Annotated in this window: 34 protein-coding genes; 15 read left to right on the top strand and 19 right to left on the bottom strand. The window is 44.9% G+C overall.

Annotation, left to right across the window (positions count from 1 at the left end; genetic code table 11):
- Nucleotides 1–135: 135 nt before the first annotated feature.
- The 12 genes from QTP81_RS02435 to QTP81_RS02380 form a co-directional block, all read right to left on the bottom strand.
- Complete coding sequence (locus QTP81_RS02435) at nt 136–537, bottom strand: response regulator (RefSeq protein ID WP_289363477.1); 402 nt, start codon at nt 535–537, stop codon at nt 136–138.
- A gap of 29 nt (nt 538–566) precedes the next feature.
- Entirely contained in the window at nt 567–839 is a 273-nt protein-coding gene (locus tag QTP81_RS02430) for an HPr family phosphocarrier protein (protein WP_289363476.1), read from the bottom strand.
- Between the two features lie 11 nt (nt 840–850).
- Nucleotides 851–1,696, bottom strand: a complete 846-nt coding sequence (gene rapZ, locus QTP81_RS02425) for an RNase adapter RapZ (RefSeq protein WP_289363475.1) — start codon at nt 1,694–1,696, stop codon at nt 851–853.
- Between the two features lie 39 nt (nt 1,697–1,735).
- Nucleotides 1,736–2,179, bottom strand: a complete 444-nt coding sequence (gene ptsN, locus QTP81_RS02420; RefSeq protein WP_289363474.1) for a PTS IIA-like nitrogen regulatory protein PtsN — start codon at nt 2,177–2,179, stop codon at nt 1,736–1,738.
- A 45-nt stretch (nt 2,180–2,224) separates the two neighbouring features.
- Complete coding sequence (gene hpf, locus QTP81_RS02415; protein WP_289363473.1) at nt 2,225–2,512, bottom strand: ribosome hibernation promoting factor; 288 nt, start codon at nt 2,510–2,512, stop codon at nt 2,225–2,227.
- A gap of 27 nt (nt 2,513–2,539) precedes the next feature.
- Nucleotides 2,540–4,024 (bottom strand): RNA polymerase factor sigma-54, encoded by a 1,485-nt coding sequence (locus QTP81_RS02410; RefSeq protein WP_289363472.1) that lies wholly within the window; start codon nt 4,022–4,024, stop codon nt 2,540–2,542.
- 71 nt (nt 4,025–4,095) lie between these two features.
- Nucleotides 4,096–4,821: an LPS export ABC transporter ATP-binding protein gene (gene lptB, locus QTP81_RS02405; RefSeq protein WP_289363471.1), complete on the bottom strand. Its 726-nt coding sequence runs from the start codon at nt 4,819–4,821 to the stop codon at nt 4,096–4,098.
- Nucleotides 4,821–5,426, bottom strand: coding sequence for a lipopolysaccharide transport periplasmic protein LptA (gene lptA / locus QTP81_RS02400; RefSeq protein WP_289363470.1), 606 nt, complete (start codon nt 5,424–5,426; stop codon nt 4,821–4,823). Before lptA ends, lptB begins: the two co-directional genes overlap by 1 nt.
- A gap of 1 nt (nt 5,427) precedes the next feature.
- Nucleotides 5,428–6,000 (bottom strand): LPS export ABC transporter periplasmic protein LptC, encoded by a 573-nt coding sequence (gene lptC / locus QTP81_RS02395; RefSeq protein ID WP_289363469.1) that lies wholly within the window; start codon nt 5,998–6,000, stop codon nt 5,428–5,430.
- Entirely contained in the window at nt 5,997–6,551 is a 555-nt protein-coding gene (gene kdsC, locus QTP81_RS02390; protein ID WP_289363468.1) for a 3-deoxy-manno-octulosonate-8-phosphatase KdsC, read from the bottom strand. The genes lptC and kdsC overlap by 4 nt, the downstream gene beginning before the upstream one ends.
- A complete protein-coding gene (locus QTP81_RS02385; protein WP_289363467.1) occupies nt 6,551–7,516 on the bottom strand; it encodes a KpsF/GutQ family sugar-phosphate isomerase in 966 nt (321 codons plus the stop codon). The genes kdsC and QTP81_RS02385 overlap by 1 nt, the downstream gene beginning before the upstream one ends.
- A gap of 3 nt (nt 7,517–7,519) precedes the next feature.
- Entirely contained in the window at nt 7,520–8,476 is a 957-nt protein-coding gene (locus QTP81_RS02380; RefSeq protein WP_289363466.1) for a calcium/sodium antiporter, read from the bottom strand.
- A 332-nt stretch (nt 8,477–8,808) separates the two neighbouring features.
- Between QTP81_RS02380 and QTP81_RS02375 the strand changes: the two genes are divergently transcribed.
- The 7 genes from QTP81_RS02375 to murA all read left to right on the top strand — a co-directional run bounded on the left by QTP81_RS02375 (nt 8,809) and on the right by murA (nt 13,458).
- Entirely contained in the window at nt 8,809–9,609 is an 801-nt protein-coding gene (locus tag QTP81_RS02375) for an ATP-binding cassette domain-containing protein (RefSeq protein ID WP_289363465.1), read from the top strand.
- On the top strand, nt 9,606–10,385 hold the full coding sequence (mlaE, locus tag QTP81_RS02370) for a lipid asymmetry maintenance ABC transporter permease subunit MlaE (protein WP_434532962.1): 780 nt from the start codon (nt 9,606–9,608) through the stop codon (nt 10,383–10,385). Before QTP81_RS02375 ends, mlaE begins: the two co-directional genes overlap by 4 nt.
- A gap of 8 nt (nt 10,386–10,393) precedes the next feature.
- Entirely contained in the window at nt 10,394–10,861 is a 468-nt protein-coding gene (mlaD, locus tag QTP81_RS02365; protein WP_289363464.1) for an outer membrane lipid asymmetry maintenance protein MlaD, read from the top strand.
- A 27-nt stretch (nt 10,862–10,888) separates the two neighbouring features.
- Nucleotides 10,889–11,524, top strand: a complete 636-nt coding sequence (locus QTP81_RS02360) for an MlaC/ttg2D family ABC transporter substrate-binding protein (RefSeq protein WP_289363463.1) — start codon at nt 10,889–10,891, stop codon at nt 11,522–11,524.
- 6 nt (nt 11,525–11,530) lie between these two features.
- Nucleotides 11,531–11,845: an STAS domain-containing protein gene (locus QTP81_RS02355; RefSeq protein WP_289363462.1), complete on the top strand. Its 315-nt coding sequence runs from the start codon at nt 11,531–11,533 to the stop codon at nt 11,843–11,845.
- A 78-nt stretch (nt 11,846–11,923) separates the two neighbouring features.
- Nucleotides 11,924–12,181 (top strand): BolA family protein, encoded by a 258-nt coding sequence (locus QTP81_RS02350; protein ID WP_289363461.1) that lies wholly within the window; start codon nt 11,924–11,926, stop codon nt 12,179–12,181.
- Between the two features lie 14 nt (nt 12,182–12,195).
- Nucleotides 12,196–13,458, top strand: coding sequence for a UDP-N-acetylglucosamine 1-carboxyvinyltransferase (murA, locus tag QTP81_RS02345; RefSeq protein WP_289363460.1), 1,263 nt, complete (start codon nt 12,196–12,198; stop codon nt 13,456–13,458).
- A 10-nt stretch (nt 13,459–13,468) separates the two neighbouring features.
- Here murA and QTP81_RS02340 read toward each other — a convergent pair whose 3' ends face one another.
- The gene (locus QTP81_RS02340) at nt 13,469–14,614 is read right to left on the bottom strand and encodes an HD domain-containing phosphohydrolase (RefSeq protein WP_289363459.1); all 1,146 of its coding nucleotides are present in this window, start codon (nt 14,612–14,614) and stop codon (nt 13,469–13,471) included.
- 198 nt (nt 14,615–14,812) lie between these two features.
- Here QTP81_RS02340 and QTP81_RS02335 point away from each other — a divergent pair, with 198 nt between their 5' ends.
- Together QTP81_RS02335 and rraB are read left to right on the top strand one after the other, a co-directional pair.
- Nucleotides 14,813–15,538 carry a 1-acylglycerol-3-phosphate O-acyltransferase gene (locus tag QTP81_RS02335; RefSeq protein ID WP_289363458.1) on the top strand — a complete coding sequence of 242 codons (726 nt, stop codon included), beginning with the start codon at nt 14,813–14,815 and terminating at the stop codon, nt 15,536–15,538.
- Between the two features lie 33 nt (nt 15,539–15,571).
- Nucleotides 15,572–15,955: a ribonuclease E inhibitor RraB gene (gene rraB / locus QTP81_RS02330; RefSeq protein ID WP_289363457.1), complete on the top strand. Its 384-nt coding sequence runs from the start codon at nt 15,572–15,574 to the stop codon at nt 15,953–15,955.
- 114 nt (nt 15,956–16,069) lie between these two features.
- Here the strand turns inward: rraB and QTP81_RS02325 are convergent, their stop codons facing one another.
- On the bottom strand, nt 16,070–16,492 hold the full coding sequence (locus tag QTP81_RS02325; protein ID WP_289363456.1) for a hypothetical protein: 423 nt from the start codon (nt 16,490–16,492) through the stop codon (nt 16,070–16,072).
- Nucleotides 16,493–16,684: 192 nt separating this feature from the next.
- Between QTP81_RS02325 and QTP81_RS02320 the strand changes: the two genes are divergently transcribed.
- The 3 genes from QTP81_RS02320 to QTP81_RS02310 all read left to right on the top strand — a co-directional run bounded on the left by QTP81_RS02320 (nt 16,685) and on the right by QTP81_RS02310 (nt 19,262).
- Nucleotides 16,685–17,461, top strand: coding sequence for a substrate-binding periplasmic protein (locus QTP81_RS02320; protein ID WP_289363455.1), 777 nt, complete (start codon nt 16,685–16,687; stop codon nt 17,459–17,461).
- A complete protein-coding gene (locus tag QTP81_RS02315) occupies nt 17,427–18,644 on the top strand; it encodes an acyltransferase family protein (RefSeq protein WP_353059715.1) in 1,218 nt (405 codons plus the stop codon). Before QTP81_RS02320 ends, QTP81_RS02315 begins: the two co-directional genes overlap by 35 nt.
- Nucleotides 18,645–18,815: 171 nt before the next feature.
- Entirely contained in the window at nt 18,816–19,262 is a 447-nt protein-coding gene (locus QTP81_RS02310; RefSeq protein ID WP_289363453.1) for a hypothetical protein, read from the top strand.
- Here the strand turns inward: QTP81_RS02310 and QTP81_RS02305 are convergent.
- The 3 genes from QTP81_RS02305 to QTP81_RS02295 all read right to left on the bottom strand — a co-directional run bounded on the left by QTP81_RS02305 (nt 19,224) and on the right by QTP81_RS02295 (nt 21,247).
- Nucleotides 19,224–19,865 carry a C39 family peptidase gene (locus QTP81_RS02305; RefSeq protein ID WP_289363452.1) on the bottom strand — a complete coding sequence of 214 codons (642 nt, stop codon included), beginning with the start codon at nt 19,863–19,865 and terminating at the stop codon, nt 19,224–19,226. The two genes, QTP81_RS02310 and QTP81_RS02305, sit on opposite strands and share 39 nt — an antisense overlap.
- A 135-nt stretch (nt 19,866–20,000) precedes the next feature.
- On the bottom strand, nt 20,001–20,609 hold the full coding sequence (locus QTP81_RS02300; RefSeq protein WP_289363451.1) for a hypothetical protein: 609 nt from the start codon (nt 20,607–20,609) through the stop codon (nt 20,001–20,003).
- Between the two features lie 200 nt (nt 20,610–20,809).
- Nucleotides 20,810–21,247: a DUF6265 family protein gene (locus QTP81_RS02295; RefSeq protein ID WP_289363450.1), complete on the bottom strand. Its 438-nt coding sequence runs from the start codon at nt 21,245–21,247 to the stop codon at nt 20,810–20,812.
- A gap of 644 nt (nt 21,248–21,891) precedes the next feature.
- Here QTP81_RS02295 and QTP81_RS02290 point away from each other — a divergent pair.
- On the top strand, nt 21,892–22,662 hold the full coding sequence (locus QTP81_RS02290) for a choice-of-anchor H family protein (protein ID WP_289363449.1): 771 nt from the start codon (nt 21,892–21,894) through the stop codon (nt 22,660–22,662).
- A gap of 24 nt (nt 22,663–22,686) precedes the next feature.
- On the opposite strand, the gene QTP81_RS02285 is transcribed toward QTP81_RS02290, so the two are convergent.
- Together QTP81_RS02285 and QTP81_RS02280 are read right to left on the bottom strand one after the other, a co-directional pair.
- Entirely contained in the window at nt 22,687–22,899 is a 213-nt protein-coding gene (locus QTP81_RS02285; protein WP_289363448.1) for a type II toxin-antitoxin system antitoxin, read from the bottom strand.
- Nucleotides 22,899–23,765, bottom strand: coding sequence for an SPFH domain-containing protein (locus tag QTP81_RS02280; protein WP_353059714.1), 867 nt, complete (start codon nt 23,763–23,765; stop codon nt 22,899–22,901). The genes QTP81_RS02285 and QTP81_RS02280 overlap by 1 nt, the downstream gene beginning before the upstream one ends.
- A gap of 154 nt (nt 23,766–23,919) precedes the next feature.
- Here QTP81_RS02280 and QTP81_RS02275 point away from each other — a divergent pair, with 154 nt between their 5' ends.
- Complete coding sequence (locus tag QTP81_RS02275) at nt 23,920–25,404, top strand: methyl-accepting chemotaxis protein (protein WP_289363446.1); 1,485 nt, start codon at nt 23,920–23,922, stop codon at nt 25,402–25,404.
- Nucleotides 25,405–25,422: 18 nt separating this feature from the next.
- Nucleotides 25,423–25,977, top strand: a complete 555-nt coding sequence (locus QTP81_RS02270) for a DUF6436 domain-containing protein (protein WP_289363445.1) — start codon at nt 25,423–25,425, stop codon at nt 25,975–25,977.
- Nucleotides 25,978–25,982 lie beyond the last annotated feature (5 nt).

Here is a 25,982-nt window from a genome sequence, read left to right as displayed (position 1 = left end):
AGGCCCTTAGCTCGAGCAAAACAGAAAATTAGTGGTGGATGTACAATGAAAAAGGGAAGTGTTAAGCAATAAAGTGTCGCAAAAAAGAAACATTGGCAGGTACCTATTGTCGTCCTCTTCCATTAGCTAACCTAGCTAGGTCATTTTATTCAGTTGCTTAATCACCCTGAATATGAGCGTTTTAGGCTGAAAAGGCTTGGCTACATAATCATTAGCACCCACTTTGATACAGGCATTAACATTGTCTTTATCCACCGCGGCGGTCAGCATAATGACCGGGATTTTAGCGTGACTGTCGGAAAAGCGAATGCGTTTGAGTAACTCGATCCCGTCAAGCTTAGGCATATCAATATCACATATGACTAAATCAAACCTAGCACTATTGAGGTGTTTCCACGCGTGCTCTCCGTCTGCCGCCATGCTAATGTTCTTAGCGCCAAGCTCGTACAAGCAGCTTTTGACTAAATTGCGAATGGACTCCATGTCGTCGACAATTAAAATGTGAATCTTATTGAGCAGTTTTTCTAACTTTCCCACTTCACATTCCTAACGTTAGCACCTATGGATTATTCTGATTCGTCAAACTTACCATCAATCAGTGTCTTTATTGCGACAAACGCTTGTTCAGCGTCACCGCCCTCACACACCACCTGAACATTTTCGCCTTGATGGCTCTCGAGCATCATCAAGCCTAAAACACTGCTAGCATCAGCCGGTTTGTCGTCCTTAATAATCGTTATGGTAGCTTCAAACTGATTGGCCAAAGTTACCAGCTTTGTAGCGGCACGCGCGTGCAGGCCTAATTTGTTGACGATAGTCAGTTGTTTTTCAATGCGCATAGTAGGTTCAGTTATCGATTGAGTTCACGATGGCGGATTTGCACATCTGGATGTATTTCACCAAACGTTTTCGCCAGACATTCTGTTACGTAGACCGAACGGTGCTGACCGCCGGTACAACCAATAGCTATTGTCACGTAGCTGCGATTGTTGCGCTCTAAATGCGGTAACCAGGTAGAAATTAGGTTTTGGATCTGCCACACGAATTTGGTCACGATAGGCTGTGAAGACAAAAATACCTCTACCGGTGAATCGAGACCGGTTAGGTGTTTCAAATCTGGCTCCCAATGGGGGTTAGGTAAAAACCGTGCATCAAATACATAATCAGCGTCTTTAGGTATACCATATTTGAAACCAAAGCTTTCAAACACCAATACCAAGCGCGAGCTTTTCTTACCCAATACCCGCTCTCGGATCAGTTCCGCCAACTGATGAACTGATAACTTATCAGTATCAAGATATAAGTCAGCGCGCTCAGCAATAGGTGCGAGTAATTGACGCTCAGCAATAATCGCATCAGCTAGGGATTTATTTTCTTTCGACAGTGGGTGTAAACGGCGCGTTTCACTGAAGCGTTTGACTAGCTCATCATCGCTGGCGTCTAGGTAGATAATATTCATGTCCCATGCATCTGGTAGATAATTCAAAATTTCCACCAGTTCCATAGGATCTTTGGGTAAATTGCGCACGTCGATGCTGACTGCGACGAGGTCGTATTCATCGACAACTGCATGAGTCAGTGTCGGTAATAAATTGACAGGAATGTTATCGACGCAGTAATAGCCTAGGTCTTCTAACGATCGCAATGCAATGGATTTACCCGAACCGCTGCGACCACTCACTATTATCAATTTCATTTTATCGACGTTTCCTTAGTCATGTAGAAGGCGTGTCGCTTACGCTAGCGCTTGCATAATATCATCGCTGGACTGAGCTTTGCGGATTAATTTAACCCGCTCTTTGTCAGCTAATTTACCGGCTACACCGGCCAGTACTTGTAAGTGCCCTTCGGCCTGATCTTCAGGTACGAGTAACGCAAAAAAGATATCAACTGGCTTGTCGTCAATTGCGTCAAAATCAATCGCCGGCTCACTGGTTACCACAATCGCCATCACGCGGTCGAGGTTGGCCAAGCGACCATGCGGAATAGCAATGCCGTTACCGATACCGGTACTGCCCATTCGTTCGCGATGCATTAATGCCGCTAAGACTGTGTCTGATTCAATGTCGCGATTATTTTCAGCAGCCAACTGGCTGATGATCTCGAGAATTCGTTTTTTACTATTGCACTGAACCGCACATTGCGTGCGGCTCGTGCTTAAAATGGTTTGTAAGTTCATACGTCTAAAAAAATTACTGCGAAAAAAGGCAGCGTTCAAAACGCCCTAATGTCGTTTGAGTTTTTCCTTGTGCTTAATCACTTGCCGATCGAGTTTGTCTATCATGCTATCAATAGCCGCGTACATATCAGTGTCTTCAGATGACGCAAATACTTCGGCACCGCTTAGATGCATCGTTGCCTCTGCTTTTTGACTGAGCTTTTCAACATTGAGTATGACATGGACATTGGAAATGTGATCAAAATGTCGCTCTAACTTCGAAAACTTGGTATCCACATAATTGCGTAATGAATCAGTGATATCTACATGATGACCAGTTAAGTTAATTTGCATAAATCGTCTTCCTTCTTGTTCGAGTTGTTAAAGTAAACTCTTACGTTGATTGGACGGAGGAATCGCAAGCGATTCACGGTATTTTGCTATTGTCCGCCGTGCGACTTGAATGCCTTGGTCGGCCAACAATTGAGCAATCTTGCTATCACTCAGTGGCTTACTGGGTTTTTCCGCTGCCACTAACTTTTTAATTAATGCACGAATCGCCGTAGACGAACACTCACCGCCACTGTCGGTAGCAACATGACTAGAGAAGAAATACTTCAGCTCATAAATGCCGCGAGGTGTGTGCATATACTTCTGGGTTGTTACCCGCGAAATGGTTGATTCATGCATATCCACCATTTCCGCCACATCGTTTAACACCATGGGCTTCATCATTTCTGGCCCGTGTTCGAAAAAGCCGATTTGCTGTTGGACAATACAATTAGCGACTTTCATCAGTGTTTCGTTGCGACTTTCTAAACTCTTAATAAACCACTTAGCTTCTTGCATATGCGAGCGAATAAATTGTGAATCGCTACTGTTGCGAGCATTGCGACTCATCGCTGCATATTGCTGGTTGATACTTAACTTAGGCAAGCTATCTGGATTTAGTTCCACATGCCAGCGACCATTTTTTTTCGATACCGACACATCCGGTATAACGTATTCGGGCTCTTTGGTCACTAACGCACTGCCAGGACGTGGATTCAGCGTTTGCAATAAACGTAGCGCTTCACGCAGTTCATCTTCTTTTAAGCGGCTCTTGCGCATCAACGTGCGATAGTCTTTGCTGCTAAGTAAATCCGAGTATTCGGTCAGTAGCTGCTTGGCCTCTTCGACCCATGGCGTGTCAGGGGCAAATTGATTCAGCTGTACTAACAAACACTCTTGTGGCGTGCGCGAACCGGAGCCAATGGGATCGAACATTTGGATCCGCTTGAGTACACACAAGACTTCATCTTCTTCAATCGGCTCTTCAGTGACATCATCGTCATTCACGCTAGCGAGAATGTCATCGACGCTACAAGTTAAATAGCCTGACTCATCAATCGAATCGATAATCGCAATAGCTATCGCACGGTCTACCTCACTGAATGGAGTTAACCCCATTTGCCAGAGCAAATGATCTTGGATGTTATCGGTGGTTTCACCTTGGAAAACTTGTTCGTCATCATTCGTCGATGACATGGGCGCCGGGGCTGAAGATGCACTGTAATACTCATCCCAAGTACTATCGATGGGCAACTCATCGGGAAGATCATTTTTCTCAAGCGCATCACCACTTTCTATCGAGTCATGACTGGCTTCAACAGCAGGCTCTTCGCGGTCTTTGGCATTAGTTTGCAGATCAGAATTGCTGTCAGGTTCATGCCCCTCTTCCATTTCCAACAGCGGATTGGAATCTAGTGCTTCTTGGATTTCAGTTTGTAAGTCCAACGTCGATAACTGCAACAATTTTATCGCTTGTTGCAATTGTGGTGTCATCGTGAGTTGTTGACTGAATTTCAGCTGTAACGAGGGCTTCATCTATTGCTCTTAATTTCCCACAACATTGTTGGTTAAATAACCTTTTGAAGTATCGAATGCCTATAGCTTAACTATAGCCTGAATTGCTCACCTAGGTATACATCTCTTACCTTTTGATTTGCTAAAACTTCTTCAGCCGATCCAGAGGCAATGAGTTCACCGTGACTGACGATGTAAGCCTTCTCACACACATCTAATGTTTCACGCACGTTATGGTCAGTAATCAGTACGCCAATTCCGCGCTCACACAATTGCTGGATAATTTTTTTGATGTCGTTAACTGAAATAGGATCGACACCTGCGAAGGGCTCGTCCAGTAGGATAAACTGCGGATTAGCAGCCAGTGCTCGGGCTATCTCAACGCGACGTCGTTCACCACCTGAAAGGCTCATCCCCAAACTGTTGCGGATATGATTGATATTAAACTCGTCGAGCAGCGCATCAGCTTCTTGTTCACGCTGATTATTCGACAACTCTTTGCGCGTCTGCAAAATCGCCATGATATTCTCGATCACTGTTAGTTTGCGGAAAATCGAGGCTTCCTGTGGCAGATAACCAATACCTTGCCGTGCGCGCTCATGCATAGGCAACAGAGTTAGCTCGGATTGGTCTATAAATATCTTGCCCGCATCAAGAGGAACAAGGCCGACAATCATGTAGAAAGTGGTTGTTTTACCGGCACCATTGGGGCCAAGTAAGCCGACGATTTGGCCACTATCGACGCTGACACTAACGTCGCGAACGACTTGTCGAGATTTGTACGATTTAGCGAGATTCTTCGCCGTTAAAGTTGCCATTAACGCGGTTCATCCTGTTGCTCAGATTGCGGTTCATCCCGCTCTTCTTGTTCTTGCAAATCGCGGAATGTTTCCGGTCTAAAGATAGTCGTAACCCCAGTTTCACCGTCTTCACTACTTTGCGCTAGCAATTGCTCGTTTTGCATATCAAACTGAATTAAATCACCTTGCACCATGCTGGTGTCGCGGATCAATTGTGCATTACCATCTAGTGTAATTGCTCGCGAGCTTACTTCATAAGTGATCACGTTGGCTTGTGCTGATACCCGTGTACCATCGTCCATGTCTTGGGCGTAGATCGCTGGGTTACCGCGCGCGATGAATACTTCACGGCCCTCGCCATCAGTTGCGATGACTTCAACTTCATCGGCTTTGATTTCCATTGAGCCTTGCGTAATGTGCACATCGTCTTTAAAGATAGATGTTTTGTTTTTACCGTCGACAAACTGCGATTTCGCATCAACGGTGATGGGTTGTGAAAAGTCACTTTGGTCCGCGTGGGCTAGATTTAACCCAGCAATTAACCCCAAGGTACAGACCCCGCTAATTAACTGCTTGCTTACCGCCGGAATCGCTTTGTGAAGCGCTTGTGTGATTGTTTTCATATTACGAAGATTTTTCCGTCGGTGAATATACTGTTTGTACATGCTGCTTTAGTTCGTAGAGCTTGGTTTCCAAATTAGCATCCAAACCATTGCTCTCTATTGTGTAATCTTGCCCTTCAATAATGACCGCTTGATCGGAGGTCATTACCTTCGAATCCAGGTTCATTTGCAAGAATTCTGTGGTGATAGATTTTACAAACTCACCATCACTGAGACTCGTGATGACAACATTTCGTTCCAATTGAATGCGATTGTCATCATACAAAGTGCCCTCTTCAGCAGTAACCTGCCAAGGCGTTTCGCTCTCATCTAGGTAAATAGTGTATTGCGGTTGCTTAAAGTACACAAAACCTAATTGCTCAAAATGCTCCATTTGACTAGCAAAAATTCTATGACTCAGTTTGCCGTTTTCATCATACAATGCACTGCGCAAATTCTTCGCCTGATAAGTCGGCCGAAATACATCATCATCATTAGTGATTTGGGGCATTTCCTCTTCTTTCAACCATGTTGGGATGTAAGTGGCTAATGCCAAAATAAATAATGCTGAAATGCTGTAGGTTAGACGGTTCATGTACTGGAGCCGGTGTAATCGTCAAGACGGTTATTAGCTTGCAATAGCATATCACAGACTTCTCGAACCGCACCAAATCCGCCGCGCACCGTAGTTTGCCAGTTAGACTTCTGGACAACCGAAGGATGAGCATCGGCGACAGCAACTTTAACGCCTGCCAACGCAAACATGCCAAGGTCGGGCACATCGTCACCCATGGCGAGTACTTCTTCAGGTTCAATTTGTTGTTCTACCAACAATGCCTGCAATGCCGTTTTCTTATCTTCTCGTCCTTGAATGATAAAGTCGGTTTGCAGTGACCCCATACGTTTAGTCACAATCGCTGACTGACGCCCGGTGATCACCGCCGTTTTAATACCGACTTTCTTCACCGCTTTAAAACCAAACCCATCGCGAGTGTGAAAGGCTTTGAGTTCTTCGCCATTATTGCCCAAATAAATACGGCCATCGGAGAAAACGCCATCAATATCGCAAACTAGCAGTTTAATTTGCTTTAAACTGGCAAAAATGGCCTCATCAAGCTCGCCGTAAATGGTTTGTATGCTTGCCATTAAATCACTCCCGCCATTAATAACATGTGCATATTAAATGCACCCACAGGTTGGCCGTTGTCATCAATAACAAACATTGCATTAATTTTGTGCTGCTCCATAAGGTTCAGTGCATTAACCGCGAGCGTATGTGATTGGACGGTAACACTGCCCTTGGTCATCACCTGACCCACATTGGTAGAGTGAATATCAATGCGCGCATCGAGTAAGCGTCTGAGATCCCCATCGGTGAATATCCCCAGTAAAGTGCCGTTATTATCGTGAACACCGGTCATACCCAAGCCTTTGCGAGAAATCTCGAGTAACGCTTCTGAAATAGTTTGTTTAGGCGTAACCAATGGCAATTGAGGGCCTTTTAGCATTACATCATCGACGTTAAGCAGTAGCTTACGTCCTAGGCTGCCACCGGGGTGAGATAAAGCAAAATCATCTGACGTAAACCCTTTGGCATCCAGTAAAGCGACAGCTAATGCATCCCCCATAACGAGCGTGACAGTCGTACTGGTGGTTGGTGCTAAACCCAATGAGCAGGCCTCCTCCTCGACGCTAATATCTAAAACAACATCGGCGCTCTTTGCCAGCGAACTATGCGCGTTATTGGTCATCGCAATGACTGGGATCTTAAGTCGTTTGATCACCGGAAGGATACTCAACAATTCGCCGGACTCCCCCGAGTTGGATATAGCCAACAATACATCTCCCGCTGCCAACATGCCAAGGTCACCGTGATTGGCTTCACCAGGATGCATAAAAAATGCCGGCGTCCCGGTACTCGCTAACGTGGCCGCAATTTTGTGGCCAATATGGCCTGATTTACCCATACCACTGACCACAACTTTTCCCGTACACGCCAAACACAGCTCACACGCTTGCGCGAAAGCCGAATTAATTCGGTCAGATAGCGCAGTTAGCTCACGCTGTTCAATCGCAACTACGCGTTTGCCTGATTCAATAAAATCTGTCATTCATTATCCAAACAAGAACCATTGATAAACGCCAAAGGCGATTAACAAACTAAAGGCTTCCAGGCGATTGATCCGCCTCCTTCCAAGAACATCGAAACTATATACTAACAGTAAAATGGTAAAACCAAGCATAACGTATATGTCGCGTGTTGCCGCTTCTTGATCAATAACGCCCGGCGCAATCAGACCAGGCATTGCCAACACGGCGAGTAAATTAAATATATTGGAACCGACTATGTTGCCCATGGCCAAATCATGTTCACCCTTTAGCACTCCAGCGATGCTTGCCGCCAACTCAGGTAGGCTAGTGCCCAAAGCGATTACGGTTAAACCGATGACTAATTGGCTCACGCCAAGGTAAATGGCGATATGAGTGGCGGACTCAATGATGAAATGGGCACTTGCGGGAAGTAGAACTAACCCCGTGACAATCCATAACCAAGCACTTAAATCTGACACATTTTTAGGTATTTCGTCCTCTGTTTCTCGCTGCATAGGATCGTCCTTGCGCGTGGTCAAGGCTAAATACCCCATGCCAAATAAGATCAAACCAAAACCGATAATCAACACCACACCTTCGACGAAACTTATCACCTGATCGGAGATAAACCATGCGGCGAGAAGACAAATTAACAAAAGAATAGGCATTTCCCGCTTAACCGTCAGCGAGCGCACAATTACCGGCCGCATCAGCGCTGTGATACCCAACACTAGGCCAATATTGGTAATATTTGAACCTATTGCATTGCCCACCGCGGTATCGGGGTTTCCAGCGAAAGATGCAATAGCGGCGACCACAATTTCTGGCGCAGAAGAGCCCATGGCAACGATTGTAAGCCCAATCAACAGCGGCGACACACCACTGTTTTTTGCGATAGCTGAAGCCCCGTACACAAAGCGATCCGCCGACCAGCTCAGTACGATAACGCCCAGCACGAATATCGCTACATGTATAAACATAAATTTAAGCAATATAAAATTTGCGAGTTCTACCCTCAATGATCGCAGAAAATTACGAGAGTGCAAAGCTAAGATTCAGCTTAGTATTTGTATTATGAAAGTTTTTTAATGGAATCTTTTGCGCATTTTCGCGGTCTGTTACGTTGAAATGAATAAGTAAATCAGGACGACACAACGGAATTTACTCAATTGTTCGTTTTTTTCGGATATAAGTTGTTACTTTTTATCTTTGCCGATGAGGCTTGAAAACCGTTAAAATGTCGCAACATAAGCGCACTGGTATCAATTATGATGCCGTAAAGTGCAATAGGATAGCTAGTGATAAGGCTCTCATGGATAATCTTGTAACCATCAAAAACATGACATTTAAGCGTGGCTCTAGAACGATTTACAACGATATTTCGTTGAACGTGCCGCGCGGTAAAATCACTGCGGTTATGGGACCTAGTGGAATTGGCAAAACAACGTTGTTAAAGCTGATTGGCGGTCAACTTACACCAGATTCTGGCACGGTTGAGTTCAATGGTAAAAACGTTCACGCCATCTCTCGCAATCAATTATTCGAATTGCGCCGTGATATGAGCATGCTGTTTCAAAGCGGCGCATTGTTTACTGACATATCTGTGTTCGACAATGTGGCTTTCCCATTGCGCGAACACACCCACTTGTCTGAGTCAGTCATAAAAAGCTTGGTTGCGCTGAAACTCCAAGCCGTGGGTTTGCGTGGTGCAGCAAACTTGATGCCCAGTGAACTATCGGGCGGTATGGCGCGACGGGCAGCATTAGCCCGGGCAATTGCGTTAGACCCCAAACTTATCATGTTTGATGAGCCTTTTGCCGGACAAGACCCTATTTCAATGGGCGTGCTAGTTAAGCTTATTCGCGCCCTAAATGATTCGCTCGGTGTCACCAGTATCGTGGTGACCCACGATGTTACGGAAGTGCTCACTATTGCAGATTATGTGTATATCCTAGCCGAGCAAAAAATTATCGGTGAAGGCACTCCTGAACAAATCCAACAAAGCGAGTCGGATCTAGTTCAGCAATTCTTGCAGGGTAAAGCCGACGGACCAGTGCCATTCCATTTCAGCGCACCCGATTTATCAGAGCAATTATTAGGAGCGTCATCATGATCGACTGGGTTGCCCAGATTGGTGCACGCACAATTTCAAAAATCGCAGCCACAGGGCGTGCTGGTTTAATGTTGTTTGGGGCAATATTTGCATTGCCGCAACTGAAAAATATCCGTCTGACCATCCAACAAATTTACGTAGTGGGTGTTCAGTCTTTGTTAATCATTATTGTGTCAGGCTTGTTTATCGGCATGGTTATGGCGCTGCAAGGTTATACCATTTTGGTTGACTATGGTGCTGAAGGGAGTTTAGGCCCTATGGTAGCGCTATCGCTGCTACGCGAATTAGGCCCAGTGGTTACCGCTTTGTTATTTGCTGGTCGTGCGGGTTCAGCACTGACTGCGGAAATCGGTTTGATGAAAGCGACCGAACAGCTGAGCAGTTTGGAAATGATGGCTGTTGATCCATTGCGCCGAGTGGTTGCACCACGCTTCTGGGCTGGGATGATTTCAATGCCAATGCTGGCACTAATATTCAGTGCGGTTGGTATCCTAGGTGGGCATTTTGTCGGCGTTGATTGGCTTGGCGTAGACGCTGGTAGCTATTGGTCAATCATGCAGGCGACGGTGGATTGGAATGAAGACGTGGTGAACGGCATTATTAAAAGTGTTGTATTTGCTACCGTTGTAACATGGATCGCCATATTTAAAGGTTATGACGCGATACCAACATCTGAGGGTATCAGTAAAGCAACGACTGAAACGGTCGTATTTAGTTCTTTAGCAGTATTAGGGTTGGACTTTGTGCTAACAGCTATAATGTTTGGCATTGAGTAGGAGAAACAATGACAACACGTAAAACAGAAATTTTGGTCGGCATCTTTGTGCTGCTAACTATTGCCGCAACCTTACTGTTAGGCCTAAAAGTAGCCAATCAAGGAATGCAAGCCAACGGTGACACCTACACCTTGAAGGCAAAGTTTGACAACATCGGCGGCTTAAAAGAGCGTTCAGCCGTGAAAGTCGGCGGTGTAACCGTCGGCCGGGTCGAATCGATTGAACTCGACAGTGACGATTTTACACCAGTGGTCGTTTTGTCAATTAGTACGCAGTACAGTACGTTTCCAGAGACGACATCGGTGGCAATTTTAACCTCGGGATTACTGGGTGAGCAGTACGTCGGTTTACAACCGGGGTTTTCATTTGGCGATATTGAGAACCTCAAAGATGGTGACTTTATTGAGGACACCAAATCTGCGTTGGTGTTAGAAGATTTAATTGGACAGTTTTTGTTTAGTCGTGATAGCGATTAGTGCGCCGTCATTAGTGGAGAAAGTATAGTGAAAAAGTGGTTTGTGGGTCTTATTACAGCAAGCGTCCTATTCTGTGGATCAGTATTGGCAGAGGTATCATCTGAAGACCCGTATTTGATGGTTACAGAGGTCGCAAATAGGACCTTTGATCGGATCAAAAATGAGCAAGCACAAATAAAAGCAAACCCTGAACAATTGCGCTTAGTAATGGAAGAAGAGTTAATCCCGTATATCGACTATCGGTTTGCGGCGTTTATGGTGCTCGGTAAACACTTTAAATCTGTGCCCGAAGATCGGTTAGGTGAATATGTTCAAGTATTTCGCGAGTACCTGATCACACGTTACGCCGTGGCTATGGGTTACTACGACGATCAAACGGTTGTATTTGAACCGCAAGGTGATTCTGACGGCGAGAAAACGGTAACAGTTCGCGCTGTGATACAAGACGATGACCGTCCTGAGATCAAGATTGCGTTTAAAGTACGCAAAGGCCGCTCGGGTGACTGGCGCGCTTACGATATGATTGCAGAGGGTATCAGTATGTTGTCGAGCACCCGCAGTGAATTTGAAACCATGTTGCGCCAAGACGGAATCGAGAAAGTAATTAGCACCATGCGCGATACAATTAACAAGCCTATCCAGTTAAATGCGGAAGAGTCTTAAGTACTCATGTCGAATTACTCGTTAACCTTCAAGGACGATAATTTAGTCGCTATTCGCGGTGAACTCACCATGTATACCATTCGCAAAGACTGGTGGCCCACTGAAGGTAAAAGCGCGGTTGATAAACTCGATAAACAGCGGCCTATTCTGTTTGACCTGCACAATATTGAGCGGATCGATAGTGCTGGGTTGGCATGGCTGATTAACCTTATTCGCGACTGTAAAACCGCAAATTTGACAGTGAAATTTACTAATGTCCCCGAAGATTTGCTAAATATTGCGAAAATTAGCGACGCTTCAGTGCTTTTACCGTTAGAATAGCGCCAAATCTACTTTTTAAATTCTGCATCGCAGTTGGAAATTAAACTTCAACTGCTTTTTTGTATTCGGGATCTGAACATGACCAACGAAGAAATCGAACTTTTGCTGAAAGAAACACTCAACCTCTCTGAGGTACATGTGCAAAGCGAAGGAACCCATTACAAAATTATTGCCGTTAGTGATGATTTTGAAGCGATGAGCCGAGTAAAACGTCAACAGGCTATATATGCGCCACTAAAAGAAAAGATTGCTGATGGCAGTTTACACGCGATCACAATCAAGACGTTTACAGAAGCTCAGTGGCAACGCGAGCGCATGTTTAATATGCCAAGCTAACGAAAAGAACAATAATGGATAAACTAGTCATAAAGAAAAGCCCAGCACTGCAGGGCTCTGTCACCATCTCAGGTGCCAAGAACGCAGCGCTTCCTTTGTTGATCACTTGCTTACTCACCGATCAACAGTGTCGATTCAGCAATGTCCCTAATTTACGCGATATTAATACCAGCTTGGCGCTCTTAGCTGAGATGGGGGTAACCGTTGAACGCGAGGATGACAACACCGTATTATTAAACGCCAGCACGTTAAATTCGATCACTGCATCCTATGAACTGGTGCGCACCATGCGCGCATCCATCTTAGTTCTCGGTCCACTACTTGCCAAACACGGCAAGGCTAATGTATCGCTGCCAGGCGGTTGTGCGATTGGTGCACGTCCGGTAAATTTGCATTTGACTGGCCTTGAGAAAATGGGCGCGACTATTGAAGTCGAAGAAGGCTACATTCGCGCCAACGTCAATGGCCGCCTTAAAGGTGCGCGCATTTTTATGGATATCGTCAGTGTAGGGGCGACCGAAAACTTAATGATGGCCGCAGCACTGGCTGACGGCGAAACCATCCTTGAAAACGCTGCACGTGAACCGGAGATTGTTGATTTGGCTGCATGTTTAAACAGCATGGGCGCAAAAATCGAAGGCGCAGGTACTGACAATATTCGCATTCAAGGTGTCGCCGAGCTTCACGGTTGTGATCACCAAGTATTACCCGACCGCATTGAAACCGGCACATTTTTGGTCGCCGCCGCAGTTACTGCCGGTAAAATCCGCTGTGAGAAAGCCGCACCAGAAACACTGGATGCTGTTATTGATAAATTACAACAAGCGGGTGCCACAATCACTACAGGTGATGATTGGATTGAGCTCGATATGAAGGGTGAATTACCTCGTGCAGTAGACTTAAAAACCGCACCACATCCGGGCTTTCCTACCGATATGCAAGCCCAGTTTGTAACGCTGAACTGTGTTGCCGAAGGCACAGGAGTAGTTACCGAGACTATTTTTGAAAACCGATTCATGCACGTTCCAGAGCTGCACCGAATGGGAGCAGATATCGCGCTGGAGGGCAATAGCGCTGTGTCTAAGGGTAAGTCGCATTTGCGTGGTGCGCCAGTAATGGCAACGGATTTACGCGCTTCGGCCAGCTTAGTTATCGCTGGGCTAGTCGCCGACGGTGAAACTACCGTAAATCGTATCTATCACTTAGACCGCGGTTATGAGTCGATTGAAACCAAACTGGGTAATCTAGGCGCGAATATTCAGCGAGTGAAAGAGTAATAGGAGCTGCTCACTGTTTAGTGAGCAGTGCTGTCATTGCTTGATTAAATATACGCAGCCACTTTACGCTGTATTGGCCTTTAGCTTCACGGTTAATAGCGATTACGGCGTCCTTCTTAGAATACTTCGCTTCACCGTTGTGGGCGCGCGAATGTGTCATAGCGTCGTAAGCATCGAGAATGGCTAAGAGCTTTGCGCCCTCACACATATCTTTTTCTTTAATACCTAATGGATAACCAGAGCCGTCTACTCTTTCGTGATGCTGCATGACGATTTTACGCGCTCCGTCCCACTCGTCTAAGTGTTCTAACAAACGCGAGCTTTTGTACACGTGAGAGCGCATGAGGTTAAACTCAATCTCAGAGTATTTATCGGTTTTGTTGAGCAACTTTAGAGGCATAAACGCCATGCCGAAGTCATGGGTATAGCAGGCGACAGCCAATTGATCAGCATCGACTAAGTAACCGGAGGCTTTGTTAACGTAGCTTGCCAATTTAGCAATGCGGTCACCACGACCTTCCCAATACTTAGAGCGTCGTTCAATCGCTTTCATCAAGTCGCGGAAAAACAGAATATCCTGTTGCTTTTCAGAGCTAAGATCCTTGGGTATACCGGTATTGCCGATCATTGCCGCAGCTGAAGACGGTTTTGCACTGCTATCGCCGTCATCATTGTCACCGCCGAGATCGAGGCTTGGGTCCAAAATCAACACTGCGTTTGCTAATAGCTTCTCATGCATTGCCTGATTATCAGGTTGAATCTTAGCTATAGCTGCTACTAGCCTATCGTGCATATCACCATCGTAAGGTGCTTTTCCCTGATTCATGCACTGCTCAACAAAGGTTTTAACCTTGTCCATGGTGATTAGTACTAAATCACTCATAGTACTGGTATAGGCAATCTGGCCTTTACGCAAATAATCAAGCAAATCTTCTACGTGTTGTAAAATAGGGATCATCGGCGAAAAGCTGACCAAGCCAAGGTCGCCTTTAATTGTATGTACCGAGCGAAATAGCGAACGCTGTAACTCGTTATCTTCGGGGCGCAGCTCCAGTTCAATTAAGGTTTGCTCACTCGCTTCGTATAACTCCTGGATCTCCTCCATTAAATCGCCGAGGATTTCATCGTCTAACTCTTCAGGCGTAAATACTTGCATCGGTGCGGCAAACCTCTCTTCTTTATCAATAAGTCTTAATATCGACCAACCTAATTTAACACTTTAGCATATCCACGCAATTTCAACTGATATGGTTGTAAACAAACGCGCAATCTGGAGGTAAGACAAGTCAAATCTGTGCTTTAGATCTGCGCCGAAATCCGTATACTGCGTCGCAAAATCATTTTGAGCGTACATGTGTTAGCTGTAATTCGTTGTGTGATCATTTTCTTTTATTTTTTGATGATCAATTTTTTCCTTATTCTGGTCTGTCTATTCAGGCCTTTTCACCGCAATAATGTCCATATGGCGGGACAAGTCTATGCGTCAATGTCTCGGTTTATTGGCGTGAAAATCATTGTGCGCTGCTCGCCAGAAGTGAAGCAAGACGTACCCTATGTATTTATCGCCAACCACCAAAACAGTTATGACTTGTTGACTATTTGTAAAGCAGCATTGCCCGGCGTTGTTACCATCGGCAAAAAGAGCCTGAAGTGGATCCCTGTATTTGGACAGCTTTATTGGCTAACTGGCAATATAATGATCGACAGAAAAAACTCGGGAAAAGCCCGTGATACACTGTCGCTAACGGCAGAGAAAATCCGCGAAAGACGCTTAAGTGTATGGTTTTTCCCTGAAGGCACACGCAGTTACGGTCGTGGATTACTTCCCTTTAAAACTGGTGCATTCCGCTTAGCATTAGATACCGATGAACAAATTGTGATGGTGTGTGCCAGTGATACGCATAAAACCATCAAGCTCAACCGGTGGAATAATGGTGAAGTGGTGATTGATATCTTGCCACCTATAACGCTTGACAAGAGTAAGAGCGCTAAGCAGTGGGCTGAACATTGTCATGGTTTAATGCAACAACACATTGAAAAACTCAATGTGGAGGTCGCGCAATGTGATCCAACGCGATAAACTATGAGTGAAACGGGCAATTAAGTAAAAGTTATGAGTATTCAACAAGAACAGCAAGAGTGGTACGCGTTTAATCAGGAAACTATTGATGCGTTGCGTGAAGACGGTAGCCAAATGGATGCGACCTACACGGTTGAACACCATATTGCCTCAGCGGATTTTGACCGTTTAGAAAAAGCCGCTGTTGATGTGTTTAAAGCGGGTTTTGAAGTAACGGATGCCGAGGAGTTGGTGCTTGATGATGGTGGCACTATTTTTTGCTTTGACGCCATTGTAGAGCGAGCATTGACTCGCGATGTATTAGACAAAGATACCGACACATTGGTCACTATCAGCGACAAGCATCAGGTCCACTATGACGGTTGGGGCACTTATTACATCGGTGACGACGCTGCGCCGCAAGAGTTAGACGATTAAGTAGCTTTGGCTCTATTATTGAACCATTAGTAGGGCCCACATCGCGAGCACAGCGACGAAACTCAGCATAAACACCAATCCTCGCAGCCGCACATTATTAGTCAATAAATTTACTTATAGACGGTTGTGGTTACGATTAGTCTGCACTGCAATGCCATTATCATAGTAAAATTTTGATTTTTCGCGCACCAAACACTCACCCGCGAGGGGTGCGAAGTCCACATGGTCACGCCTCACCTCCAAAAAATCAATCACAGTATTGTTATCAACAAATACTAATAAGCTGACATTGTCTAATACCCAAACGGTAGTTAAGTCTTCCAAGGGCCACTCAAAGCCCAGCTTTTGCCGCGCTTGAGCGTTGTCACTATAAGGGGCAAAAATACACACCGAGTTCCAATCACCATCAACATGTTCTGACAGTATTAACGCGGTCCCTTGCTGTAAACTATTAAACCAGAGCTTTTCCGGGTGGTGAAACGGTTTAGAGCACGCGGTGAGTAAGCCAACTAACGTTACAAAAATACACAATCTCATGGTCCAAGAATCCTGTTGTAAGCACCTTCGCTATATTGCGATATGATTTATTCTGCGTTCTAAGTGACTACGCGCACAACCGCAATATGGCCTTCAATTATTTATACTGTCTAATCGGTTAGGTTACTTGATGAAGACAATTGCGTAGCTATACTTTTAGTGGTGCTGTTACGCCAATCGCTGTAGGTATTTATGGACAAACTATTTTTGCTCATCCTAATTATTATCGTTGCCTTGCCGAGCTTCGCAGATGAACAATGCCGCAGTATTACTATTTCTGCGCACCCCAATTATCCCCCCTTTCACTGGCGCGAAGGCGATTCCTTGGCCGGCGCTTCGATTGACATCAGCAAAGGCATTTTCAGACGACTGGGTTTAAACGTATATGTAAAATACGTTGGGAATTGGCAAGAAGTCCTTAACAGTGCCAAACGCAACGATATCGACTTTATACCAGCACTAAAAAACAATAGTGAACGGCAACAATATTTGCACTTTACCCAAGAATCATTTGCTGCCAACCCGGTCGCTTTTTACGTGCGTGCTGCAGAGCTGTTAGACGTCGATCAGATGGATGATTTAGCCGGCAAACTAGGTAGCATTAACGCAGGTGACTCGCATACTGAAGCAATCGATGCATTTCTGCTTAGTCAGCCACAAGTGCAAGCCATTGAAGGTTTAGCAAAAAACTTTAGGATGTTACTCGAACGCGAAACAGATTACTTCGTGACGGGGTACTTAGTTGGTAATGAATACATCGAAGCGAGCAGTATCGAGCACGAAATACGCCCTGCCATTGTGATCCAAGGCCCGGAAGTCCATAACGCCTTTACCCATGAATATGCCAAGACTTGTCCAAACGTAGTTACTGAATTTGAACAGCGTCTAGCCTCTGAAAAACAGCTCGGTATGATTGCTAGTGCCATCAAGTATTATGGGTTGCAGTGGACTCAACTGGCGAGCCACTGAAAATAGACGAGCCCAATCATCAGAACCGCTACATGCGTTAGCATTGTGTATTGTTCATTATCTCGTTGAGTGTTTCAAATCTGATAAACTTAGTGTAGTTTTACAGCAACTTGATAGACACGCGAGCAGTAGGGTTAATCGTCGTATGAGGATAGAGTTTATACATGGAATGAGGGGAGTAGCCGCCGTAATGGTAATGTTATTCCACTTTAACCTTGCGTTGTCACCTTTTTTAGCAGCCAACTACCCTTTCATTAGTGATATTTTGTCTTATGGGTATCTGGGCGTCCCCATTTTCTTTGTGATCAGTGGCTTCGTTATTTCGCTTACTGTGAACCTTAATGAAATGGGTTCAAAATATGTCGGAAAGTTTATTTTAAGACGCAGCATCCGCTTAGACATTGTCTATTGGCTGTCGATAGCTATTGCTATTTTTCTATTAGTGGTTGAGTCCAAAGTGACCAACGAAACACTCGAAATGTACTCCACCAGCGAAGTCCTTATTCACATGTTTTACTTACAAAACATTCTGGACTTAGAAAACCAAATCTCTATGGTTTATTGGACTTTGTGTTTAGAAGTACAATTCTACCTCTTTTTTATACTTAGCCTGCTAACTTGTAAGGCCTTATTTAAAGACAAAGCAGATATCGTATTTTGCTTTGCTATCGGCTTACCCCTTGCTGTGTATTCAATTTTGGTCGATTTACGGGTCCTAAAGGAATTGTATACCGGCTTGTTCTTCTCACAATGGCATTATTTCTTTTTGGGGTACTTGTGTGAACGATTCTTTCGCCAAGGGGGTGCATTTAGAATGGCATTCTTTGCCTGGGCAATTTGCCTACTCGGTTTTATGCTTTTCTTGCATGCTAAACCATACACAATCGCCGCAATGCTAACCGCTGCATTTATTGTGTTGATGCGACAGTATCAATTTAAGGCAAGGTTTCTCACCAATAGCTGGATGCTGTATCTTGGCTCAATTTCCTACCCGTTATATGTGCTTCACGCGGACTTAGGCTGGAAGGTCATGTCGTTCTCAAAAATTTATGTGCCAGTGGAATCGCTGCTGAACATGTTATTTGTCTTAATGGTTGGCGTTGTTGTAAGCGTAATTGCTTCTCATTTGATGCATATATGGGTAGAAAAGCCATCAATTAAGCTATCCAAAAAAGTGAGGTGATTTAGTCATCGCTCTGTGCCATTGAGCAATATCACTAAGTTCATTGGCATCCTCAACCGACCAAAGTCGCTATTTGTTACAAATCTGACGACAGTGAAACACTTTACTAATAGCGTCTGACTGCCTATTCCAGATAGCATGGTGACTCAACTCGACAGCCGAGAGTGCATCATGCTAGCAAGACTATTTATCCCTCAAGAGAAATACGATGGTATTCGACCGTTCAATATTTATTTCATGCGCGCGATCTATTTATTGATGTTTTTTGTGCTGGGCAAAGATGTGTGGAGCCATATTCTGACGCATGAAGGTCCATGGCAAGAGATGGAGGCTATTGCATGGAGTGTATGGGCCGCATTTTCTGGCCTGGCGGCCTTGGGTGTTTTTAGACCGGTTGAGATGATCCCGTTGCTACTGCTAGAGATCTTTTACAAAGTGCTGTGGTTGGTGATTTTTGCTTGGCCACTCGCTAGTAGTGGCCAATTAGAAGGTTCTGGCAGTGAAGCAACTGTTTTTGCTTTTGGCTTAGTTTTACTGCCGATTTTGGCCGTACCATGGGGCTATGTAGTAAAGAAATACCTATTGAACTCGCACGTACCAGTACGCCTGCATAACTGAAGCTAGTTGCGCCCCTGGATACTCAACCCGACCAGATGTTTGGATATTTTGCGCTGATGGCCAAGGATCACGAACCACTACAGATTGAATGATGGGGCCACTGGGCGACATCGTATAGCTGGCAGCAGTAATAACAACCGCGTGCCCGGTGTTAGGTCCAGTGCTGTATCCGACGATAACTGGTCGTCCTTGGCTGAGTTCCTGTAATAGTACCGCAGGGGTTGGAGCACCCCAGTTTAACGACGCCATTACTTGGTACTGATTCCCGAGGTTGTCCACATTCCAATTATTCAAATTGGCAGTTATGGCTTGGAAGCTTCCAGCCCAGTTTGGCAAATTACCGTATGGGTCAACACCGTATGTTCGCGCCACGATTTGTTCTTGAGAAATACTTACGCCGTAATAATTCAGTACCATCTGAATAGCTGCAGCCCAACACCACTGCGAGTTGTTTTGCGCAGCAGCAAAATAGTTCATCTGTGTTGACGGTATTCCAACATATTGAGGTTGCTGAACTTGCTGAGGAAATTGCGCTTGTGCAGCACCGTGCCCTAATATGATTGAACCTATGCATAGGGCCACAACGGCAATAATTGTCCGCATAGAAAATCCTTATAGCAATGTGAGGTTAGGCATCAAACATAGGTCACGCTGCGCTATTGTGCAAAAAAATAGCATGTACGTAACATCAGCAGAAATACACGTTCTGCTGACGACAATACCTTACTGTGATTCCAACTACAGTTTCAACACTAGAGAATCCAGAACACCTTGAATGAATGGTTGAGAGCCACTGTCTATGCCGAAGTCGATTTGTGTCATTATCAACACGCCAGAGTCACGATTGCCATAGACACCAATAAAACGTTCGATATCAGTATCGTTATATTTGGAGTACACCATTTTACCCTTCACCACTTTGCCGTCTTTGAGGGTGATCGCCTTGGGCTCCTCGGTTATGTTATAACCATACTGTCGCTCTACTTTTGTAATTTCATTGATCATCAGATCAAGTAAACTTACCGGACTCATCGTTGTATATTCCTGCACTAGAACAACGGAACCCAGTGGGGTCATAGTTGCAGTCTGATATAAGCCTGAGCCCAAATCACTCTTTGCAGGAACAAACTCTCTGGGATGGTCAAACGAAAAATACTGTGAGCTGTAGGTCAACACTGCTTTTTGATCGAGCGAAACACTCACAACTTTGTCACCAATTCTGACTTCCGTTTGTTCACCCAGTCCTATCTCGTAGAGTTTACCATCGATCTTTAAAATGTAGTTGCCAGCAAGTGCCGGTAGCGATAGTGCGAAAAACACTAAACCAAACAATGACTTTAATTTCATAATTATTCCTTTGCTCTAAAACTGACTCCCTGTATGAGCAGATACTAGGGGCATGACTAAAGTAGCGGTTGTAAAACCTACCCGAGCGCACAAGCGCAAGGGTTCGAAAATCTGCGTTCCTGCTGAATCAGCCAGGCCTACTGCCCCACTTTACATGCACTAAGCCTCATGTGGAATAGCAACCTTCACCAAAAAGCTAGCTAACTGTCGCCCTCACTACGGACAAAATCCAGCTTAACCCCTTGCTCAGCGTCACCTTCAACCAAAACCGAAAGAGTATTATCGCCAGTGCGATGATACTTAAGTGACTGAGGAAAATCGTGATTGGTATTTTGAAAGTGTAATTGTTGTGCCGAACAAAAAATCAGTTTAAAAGCGATTGGTAATTCGTTGTGACTAACTTTAGCAATGAAAAAAACTTCGGTGCCCATAGCAACCAACCGGAGTGACTCACTCCCTCCATTTTTGCCATTAACTAAGGTGATTTTACTAAAACCCTCGAAAGTCTTATCACTTACCTTTTGCCAACTTTCCTCATAGGTGCGCTCGTTCGATTTTGAAACCCAGCTACCTAACACCCACTGGGTTTGATGCAAAGAATCACAACTATCCGAGGCATTCACAAATTGAGTAAACACAAACAATAGGCCTAAAAAAGACCTATATCTCCGCATACCGCCCCTCTTTGTTCTTTCAGTCATACCAATGCCACCTTGGAGCGAGCGTTTGAGTCACAAGAATTGGAAATAACAGAATAATGAACAGAGGGATGCGCAAGCTACTCTCACTTTGGTATAAGTAAGAAAAAACTAGAGCAATGCCAAAATAGAAAAGAGCATCTCCAATACTTTTGTAAAAACGGTCAAATACCGCTTGTGAAAATGATTGTACAAATTTCATATTATCGGCCGAAATATAACGTCTAACTACTAGAACGATAACTTAACAGTATTGTCATACATAGCGAAAGTTCACATGCGCGATTCCATCTAGTGCTTAATAAATAATTGCTAACGCGCATGCCTCTGGTAACGCTAGGCTCACATGCATCGAGCCTGAAGCGTTTTTTTAAACACTCACAATTTCCTTGGCCCCTAACGACTCGCAAGAATTGAATCGATTTTTGAGGCATAAAAATGATTGACTCAGTGTGCCTTATGCTATTGCAAAACGCTGCCATTTAACTCACTGAAATTCAGATAGCTTTCAGTTTTCGTTCAGTTTTAGCAAGGCAAACTGTTCCCAACTTTAAGGCAAAAGTGATAGGGATCAGGAGCCGCCAATGAACAAGTTACTCACAACACTAAGCAGCATTGCTCTTTTAACTGCTTCAAGCGCTAGCGTGGCTGATCCGTCAAGTGAAGCGTCAACTAAGCTAGCAAATATTAATGAATTTCAATACGAGCAAGCTTTTGTTTCGCCGCCTCGCCAACCTTTAGTGGAAAAGGATGCGCTTACCACTGCTGCTGTTGAACAGGTTACCGACTGGCAACAAAAAAATGCGGAGTTACAAGCGCGCGGTTCAATCAGTAAAGATCGCGATTCATTTAATACCGCGCTAGGAACGGATTTTTGGATCTATGACAGTTGGACTAGCGTCAGCGACGACTTTGATTACGACGGCTACTATACCCAACTTAACGTTGAGTTTGATGCTGATACCGTATACACCCGTGCGTATGTGTATGCAGTGATATATCTCGGTATTGGCGATGTATTTGAATCGCTGCATGTCACTTCAGTTTTCGCCATTGATGCCCAGTCTAGCCTCGATAGCTTTGTTGTTGAAAGCGAGCTGATTAGTGGCTATCCACCCAATGATTACGAAGTACTGATCGAGCTTTACGATGCCGACACCGATGAATTAGTCGCGCTGACCGATGGCTACGACGACGCAGACTTGGCTTTTATACCGCTAGAAAGCGAAAACTATGAAGTGATTGAAGAACGAGTAGTCATCATTGAAGAACATGGTGGTAGTTTGTCTGGTGTTATTTTACTACTGCTCGCCGGCATAGGATTACGCGCTCTGCGTCTGCGGGAAACACATTAAACGCAGAGCCGTATGCCGCAAGCTTTACTTGCGGCTTTCGGCCGGGTCTGGTGGTTCAAGTTGTTCAATATCTACAACAACTTTTTCCACTAACTTGACCCGGCCATTTTTTACCAACGCATCACGTAGGACAAACTCAATCTGCGCATTCAAACTCCGCAAGTCATCATCAGCCCAGCGCTGCATTGCGGCCAATACGTTGGCATTTATTCGTAGTGGATACGCTTTTTTAGCCATTAATATAATGAGCCTGTATTGATTATCGGCTGCGTGTTTTTGTCGCCACACAACACCACCAACAAATTACTCACCATCGCGGCCTTGCGCTCTTCATCTAACTCAACAATCTGCTGTTCATTAAGTTTCTGCAACGCCATCTCGACCATACTCACCGCCCCCTCAACAATGCGTCCTCTGGCCGCAATAATGGCAGCAGCTTGTTGACGTTGCAGCATGGCACTGGCGATCTCCTGTGCATACGCTAAGTGGCTAATACGCGCTTCGTGCACAGTGATCCCGGCTTTACCTAAACGCTCTTGAATTTCGCCTGAGAGGCGATCGGCTATTTCTACCGGATGGCTCCGTAGCGCGATTTCAGCCTCACCATCATCGCGGGGATCGTATGGATAACTGCTAGCTAAAATACGCAATGCCGATTCACTTTGGATTGTTACATAGCTTTCATAATCATCCACTTCAAACACCGCTTCAGCTGTATCGGTTACCGACCACACCACAATAGTCGCAATTTCAATCGGATTCCCCTGGTTGTCATTAACCTTGATCTTGGCACTTTCAAAGTTGCGGATCCGCAATGAGATAGCTTTGCGCATAAACAATGGGATGGTCCAACGCAGTCCAGCGCGCTTTTCTGTGCCTACGTAACTACCGAATAAAGTCAGGACTTTACCTTGATTGGGTTGCACCATAAAAAATCCACCCCAACAAGCCAAAACAATAATAAATATAAAGATATTCAATAATTCCAAGCCGTTAATTGGCACCGTGTTACTGCCTATTAATGTAAACGAGGCGATTGTCACTGCTATCAGAACCAACGCTGAGATATAACCATTAAACGACCACGCTTTCTTTTCGACTATCATAACATTTCCTTTTGATGTCATTTTGATATCACTTTAGATCGATATAAAATAAATTGCAATAAAGTAACGATCTTTCTGTGATCGGCTTTGGCACAATTCCACAGAGCGCCTATAGTTTGTGTAATTGCTTAGCGTTTTTGAGGACTTATCAATGCAGTATCCATGGCATGCATTTGCACACCGCATTTTTAGCGGCGTAATTATTTTGCAATGGATTGCAGCAATTGGTATTGGTTTATACCAAGGGCAATTGCTCAGTAGTTTGTTAATTGCGACGCTATTTGCGGCACCGCCGTTATTGATGATAAGGACTGCACCTGACCAAGCACTGACGCGCCACGCCATAGCGATAGCTACTCAGCTGCTAACTGCCTTGCATATCCATCAAGCAATGGGTTTGATTGAAATTCACTTCGAAATCTTCACGATTTTGGCTATTTTAAGCGTTTACCGAGACTGGAAAATAATTGCGTCCGCTGTTGCCGTGGTGGCTATTCACCATGTCGCATTTTTCATTGCACAACTTGGTGGGGCCAATCTATTTGTTTTTGAAGACGGCCATGTGCTTTGGGGCATCCTGTTTTTACACGCTTTTTTTGCTGTTGCGGAAGGTGTTGCACTGATGTTTATCGCGAAGAATACACATACCGAAGCAGTAACGGCTTATGCCATTTCCTCAACTATCGACCAAATCGTTAATAACGACAAAATCAATGTCGCGAATAAAAGCATCAGTAATATTGAAGGTGAGACTATCGCTGACTTTAATTTACTGCTTGATTCGCTATGTTCATTAGTCAGCTCAGTTAAGCGCGATGGTAAACATGCGACCGAAATGTCAGTGAGTGTCTCCGACAGTTCTGCAAAAATAATAGTCAGTGCGCGTGAGAATCAAAAAGACGTGGAAAGTATCTCTACCGCTCTCGACCAAGTTAAGTTAACCAACCAATCTGTGGCTGAAAATATCGAGGAAGTGTCTGGGTTGAGCGTTGATGCCAGTGTCGAAACCAGCAACAGTAAAGAGCAAATAGACAGGAATCTCGATGAGGCGCGCCACTTGAAAGTTGAAATGGACACGGCTGTGCAAACTATCAACGAGTTATCTCGTATGTGTAATGACATCGACACCTTTATGTCATCAATCAAAGCCATCGCGGAGCAAACTAATCTGCTCGCATTAAATGCAGCTATCGAGTCAGCCCGGGCTGGCGAGCATGGTCGTGGCTTTGCTGTTGTCGCTGACGAAGTACGTCAACTGGCGACCAAAACAGGTGAAAATGCTGCCGAAATCAGTGCGATCACCGAAAATCTGGTGACCAGTGCGAATCACGCGATGACCAGCATCTCTGGTTGTGCCGAAAAAGTTGAATCGTCAGTTAGCAGTACTGCTACCACCAGTGAGACTATGGCAAACATCAATCAGATGATCACGCGTTTAACTGACAATATGAAATCAGTAGAGGCTGCCACCATTGAGCAGCGCAGCATGTCTGAGCAAATTACTGATTCCGCTGAGCGACTCACCACTTCAAGTGCGAGCCAATTAAATCAGTTAGAGCAAAACGTGGCGGAATTGGCGGCTTTAAAAGAGAGCTTGATGCACCTCGACAATGCATTAGCCAAATTTGAAACCTAATCAACAGGATGTTGTGTTATGCGCTGGTTTTACGTGTTATTCGTTTTGTGGATAGGGGCGTCCATCACAGCGTTAGTGGTGTTCTCACAGTCATCAAACCTGCCTTTTGATGATAGCCGTTTATACAATGCCGTACAGGCACGCGATTTTGAGCGTCAATTTGGCGCGCTAGCTACACAGCAATTAGGCCAAGATATTGCCAATACAGTTGTGCACTTTAGCAGTCAAGATAACTGCATGTGCGAAACGGTAGCTAGCCGTCATATTCAAGCCGTGAAAAACTTATCCTCTGAGCTCGGAAAAAATAACATAGATGTTGCACTCGCTGAAAGCTCAAGCTGGTTAAATACGATCCCCGCCACCCCCGCTGTCGCAGTTTTTGACGCCAATGGCGAGCTAACCTATTTGGGCCCCTACGCCGAAGGTGCTGGTTGTTTTACTGGTCAAGGCATTGTTGAAAGCCATCTTGATAATACAGCCCATATTGGCGCGACAATATTGATGGAAGCTGAAGGTTGTTATTGCCGGGCAGCCACAAAAAAGGCCGGGAAATCCCAGCCTTTTGCAACCTAACGATT

This window comes from Neoalteromonas arenosi, assembly GCF_030362855.1.
Lineage (GTDB): Bacteria > Pseudomonadota > Gammaproteobacteria > Enterobacterales > Alteromonadaceae > Alteromonas_E > Alteromonas_E arenosi.
Note: the sequence above shows the minus strand (reverse complement) of the source record. Positions and strands in the feature narration are given on the sequence as shown.

Coding starts and splice junctions, on each gene's coding strand:
- QTP81_RS02430 (WP_289363476.1), bottom strand. CDS start 839: ATGCGCATTGAAAAACAACTGACTATCGTCAACAAATTAGGCCTGCAC.
- rapZ (WP_289363475.1), bottom strand. CDS start 1,696: ATGAAATTGATAATAGTGAGTGGTCGCAGCGGTTCGGGTAAATCCATT.
- QTP81_RS02300 (WP_289363451.1), bottom strand. CDS start 20,609: ATGAAATTAAAGTCATTGTTTGGTTTAGTGTTTTTCGCACTATCGCTA.
- hpf (WP_289363473.1), bottom strand. CDS start 2,512: ATGCAAATTAACTTAACTGGTCATCATGTAGATATCACTGATTCATTA.
- ptsN (WP_289363474.1), bottom strand. CDS start 2,179: ATGAACTTACAAACCATTTTAAGCACGAGCCGCACGCAATGTGCGGTT.
- QTP81_RS02315 (WP_353059715.1), top strand. CDS start 17,427: ATGGGTTGCAGTGGACTCAACTGGCGAGCCACTGAAAATAGACGAGCC.
- rraB (WP_289363457.1), top strand. CDS start 15,572: ATGAGTATTCAACAAGAACAGCAAGAGTGGTACGCGTTTAATCAGGAA.
- mlaE (WP_434532962.1), top strand. CDS start 9,606: ATGATCGACTGGGTTGCCCAGATTGGTGCACGCACAATTTCAAAAATC.
- QTP81_RS02275 (WP_289363446.1), top strand. CDS start 23,920: ATGCAGTATCCATGGCATGCATTTGCACACCGCATTTTTAGCGGCGTA.
- QTP81_RS02285 (WP_289363448.1), bottom strand. CDS start 22,899: ATGGCTAAAAAAGCGTATCCACTACGAATAAATGCCAACGTATTGGCC.
- QTP81_RS02380 (WP_289363466.1), bottom strand. CDS start 8,476: ATGTTTATACATGTAGCGATATTCGTGCTGGGCGTTATCGTACTGAGC.
- QTP81_RS02410 (WP_289363472.1), bottom strand. CDS start 4,024: ATGAAGCCCTCGTTACAGCTGAAATTCAGTCAACAACTCACGATGACA.
- lptC (WP_289363469.1), bottom strand. CDS start 6,000: ATGAACCGTCTAACCTACAGCATTTCAGCATTATTTATTTTGGCATTA.
- QTP81_RS02325 (WP_289363456.1), bottom strand. CDS start 16,492: ATGAGATTGTGTATTTTTGTAACGTTAGTTGGCTTACTCACCGCGTGC.
- lptB (WP_289363471.1), bottom strand. CDS start 4,821: ATGGCAACTTTAACGGCGAAGAATCTCGCTAAATCGTACAAATCTCGA.
- QTP81_RS02270 (WP_289363445.1), top strand. CDS start 25,423: ATGCGCTGGTTTTACGTGTTATTCGTTTTGTGGATAGGGGCGTCCATC.
- QTP81_RS02310 (WP_289363453.1), top strand. CDS start 18,816: ATGCTAGCAAGACTATTTATCCCTCAAGAGAAATACGATGGTATTCGA.
- QTP81_RS02320 (WP_289363455.1), top strand. CDS start 16,685: ATGGACAAACTATTTTTGCTCATCCTAATTATTATCGTTGCCTTGCCG.
- lptA (WP_289363470.1), bottom strand. CDS start 5,426: ATGAAAACAATCACACAAGCGCTTCACAAAGCGATTCCGGCGGTAAGC.
- murA (WP_289363460.1), top strand. CDS start 12,196: ATGGATAAACTAGTCATAAAGAAAAGCCCAGCACTGCAGGGCTCTGTC.
- mlaD (WP_289363464.1), top strand. CDS start 10,394: ATGACAACACGTAAAACAGAAATTTTGGTCGGCATCTTTGTGCTGCTA.
- QTP81_RS02385 (WP_289363467.1), bottom strand. CDS start 7,516: ATGACAGATTTTATTGAATCAGGCAAACGCGTAGTTGCGATTGAACAG.
- QTP81_RS02355 (WP_289363462.1), top strand. CDS start 11,531: ATGTCGAATTACTCGTTAACCTTCAAGGACGATAATTTAGTCGCTATT.
- QTP81_RS02375 (WP_289363465.1), top strand. CDS start 8,809: ATGGATAATCTTGTAACCATCAAAAACATGACATTTAAGCGTGGCTCT.
- QTP81_RS02340 (WP_289363459.1), bottom strand. CDS start 14,614: ATGCAAGTATTTACGCCTGAAGAGTTAGACGATGAAATCCTCGGCGAT.
- QTP81_RS02350 (WP_289363461.1), top strand. CDS start 11,924: ATGACCAACGAAGAAATCGAACTTTTGCTGAAAGAAACACTCAACCTC.
- kdsC (WP_289363468.1), bottom strand. CDS start 6,551: ATGGCAAGCATACAAACCATTTACGGCGAGCTTGATGAGGCCATTTTT.
- QTP81_RS02305 (WP_289363452.1), bottom strand. CDS start 19,865: ATGCGGACAATTATTGCCGTTGTGGCCCTATGCATAGGTTCAATCATA.
- QTP81_RS02290 (WP_289363449.1), top strand. CDS start 21,892: ATGAACAAGTTACTCACAACACTAAGCAGCATTGCTCTTTTAACTGCT.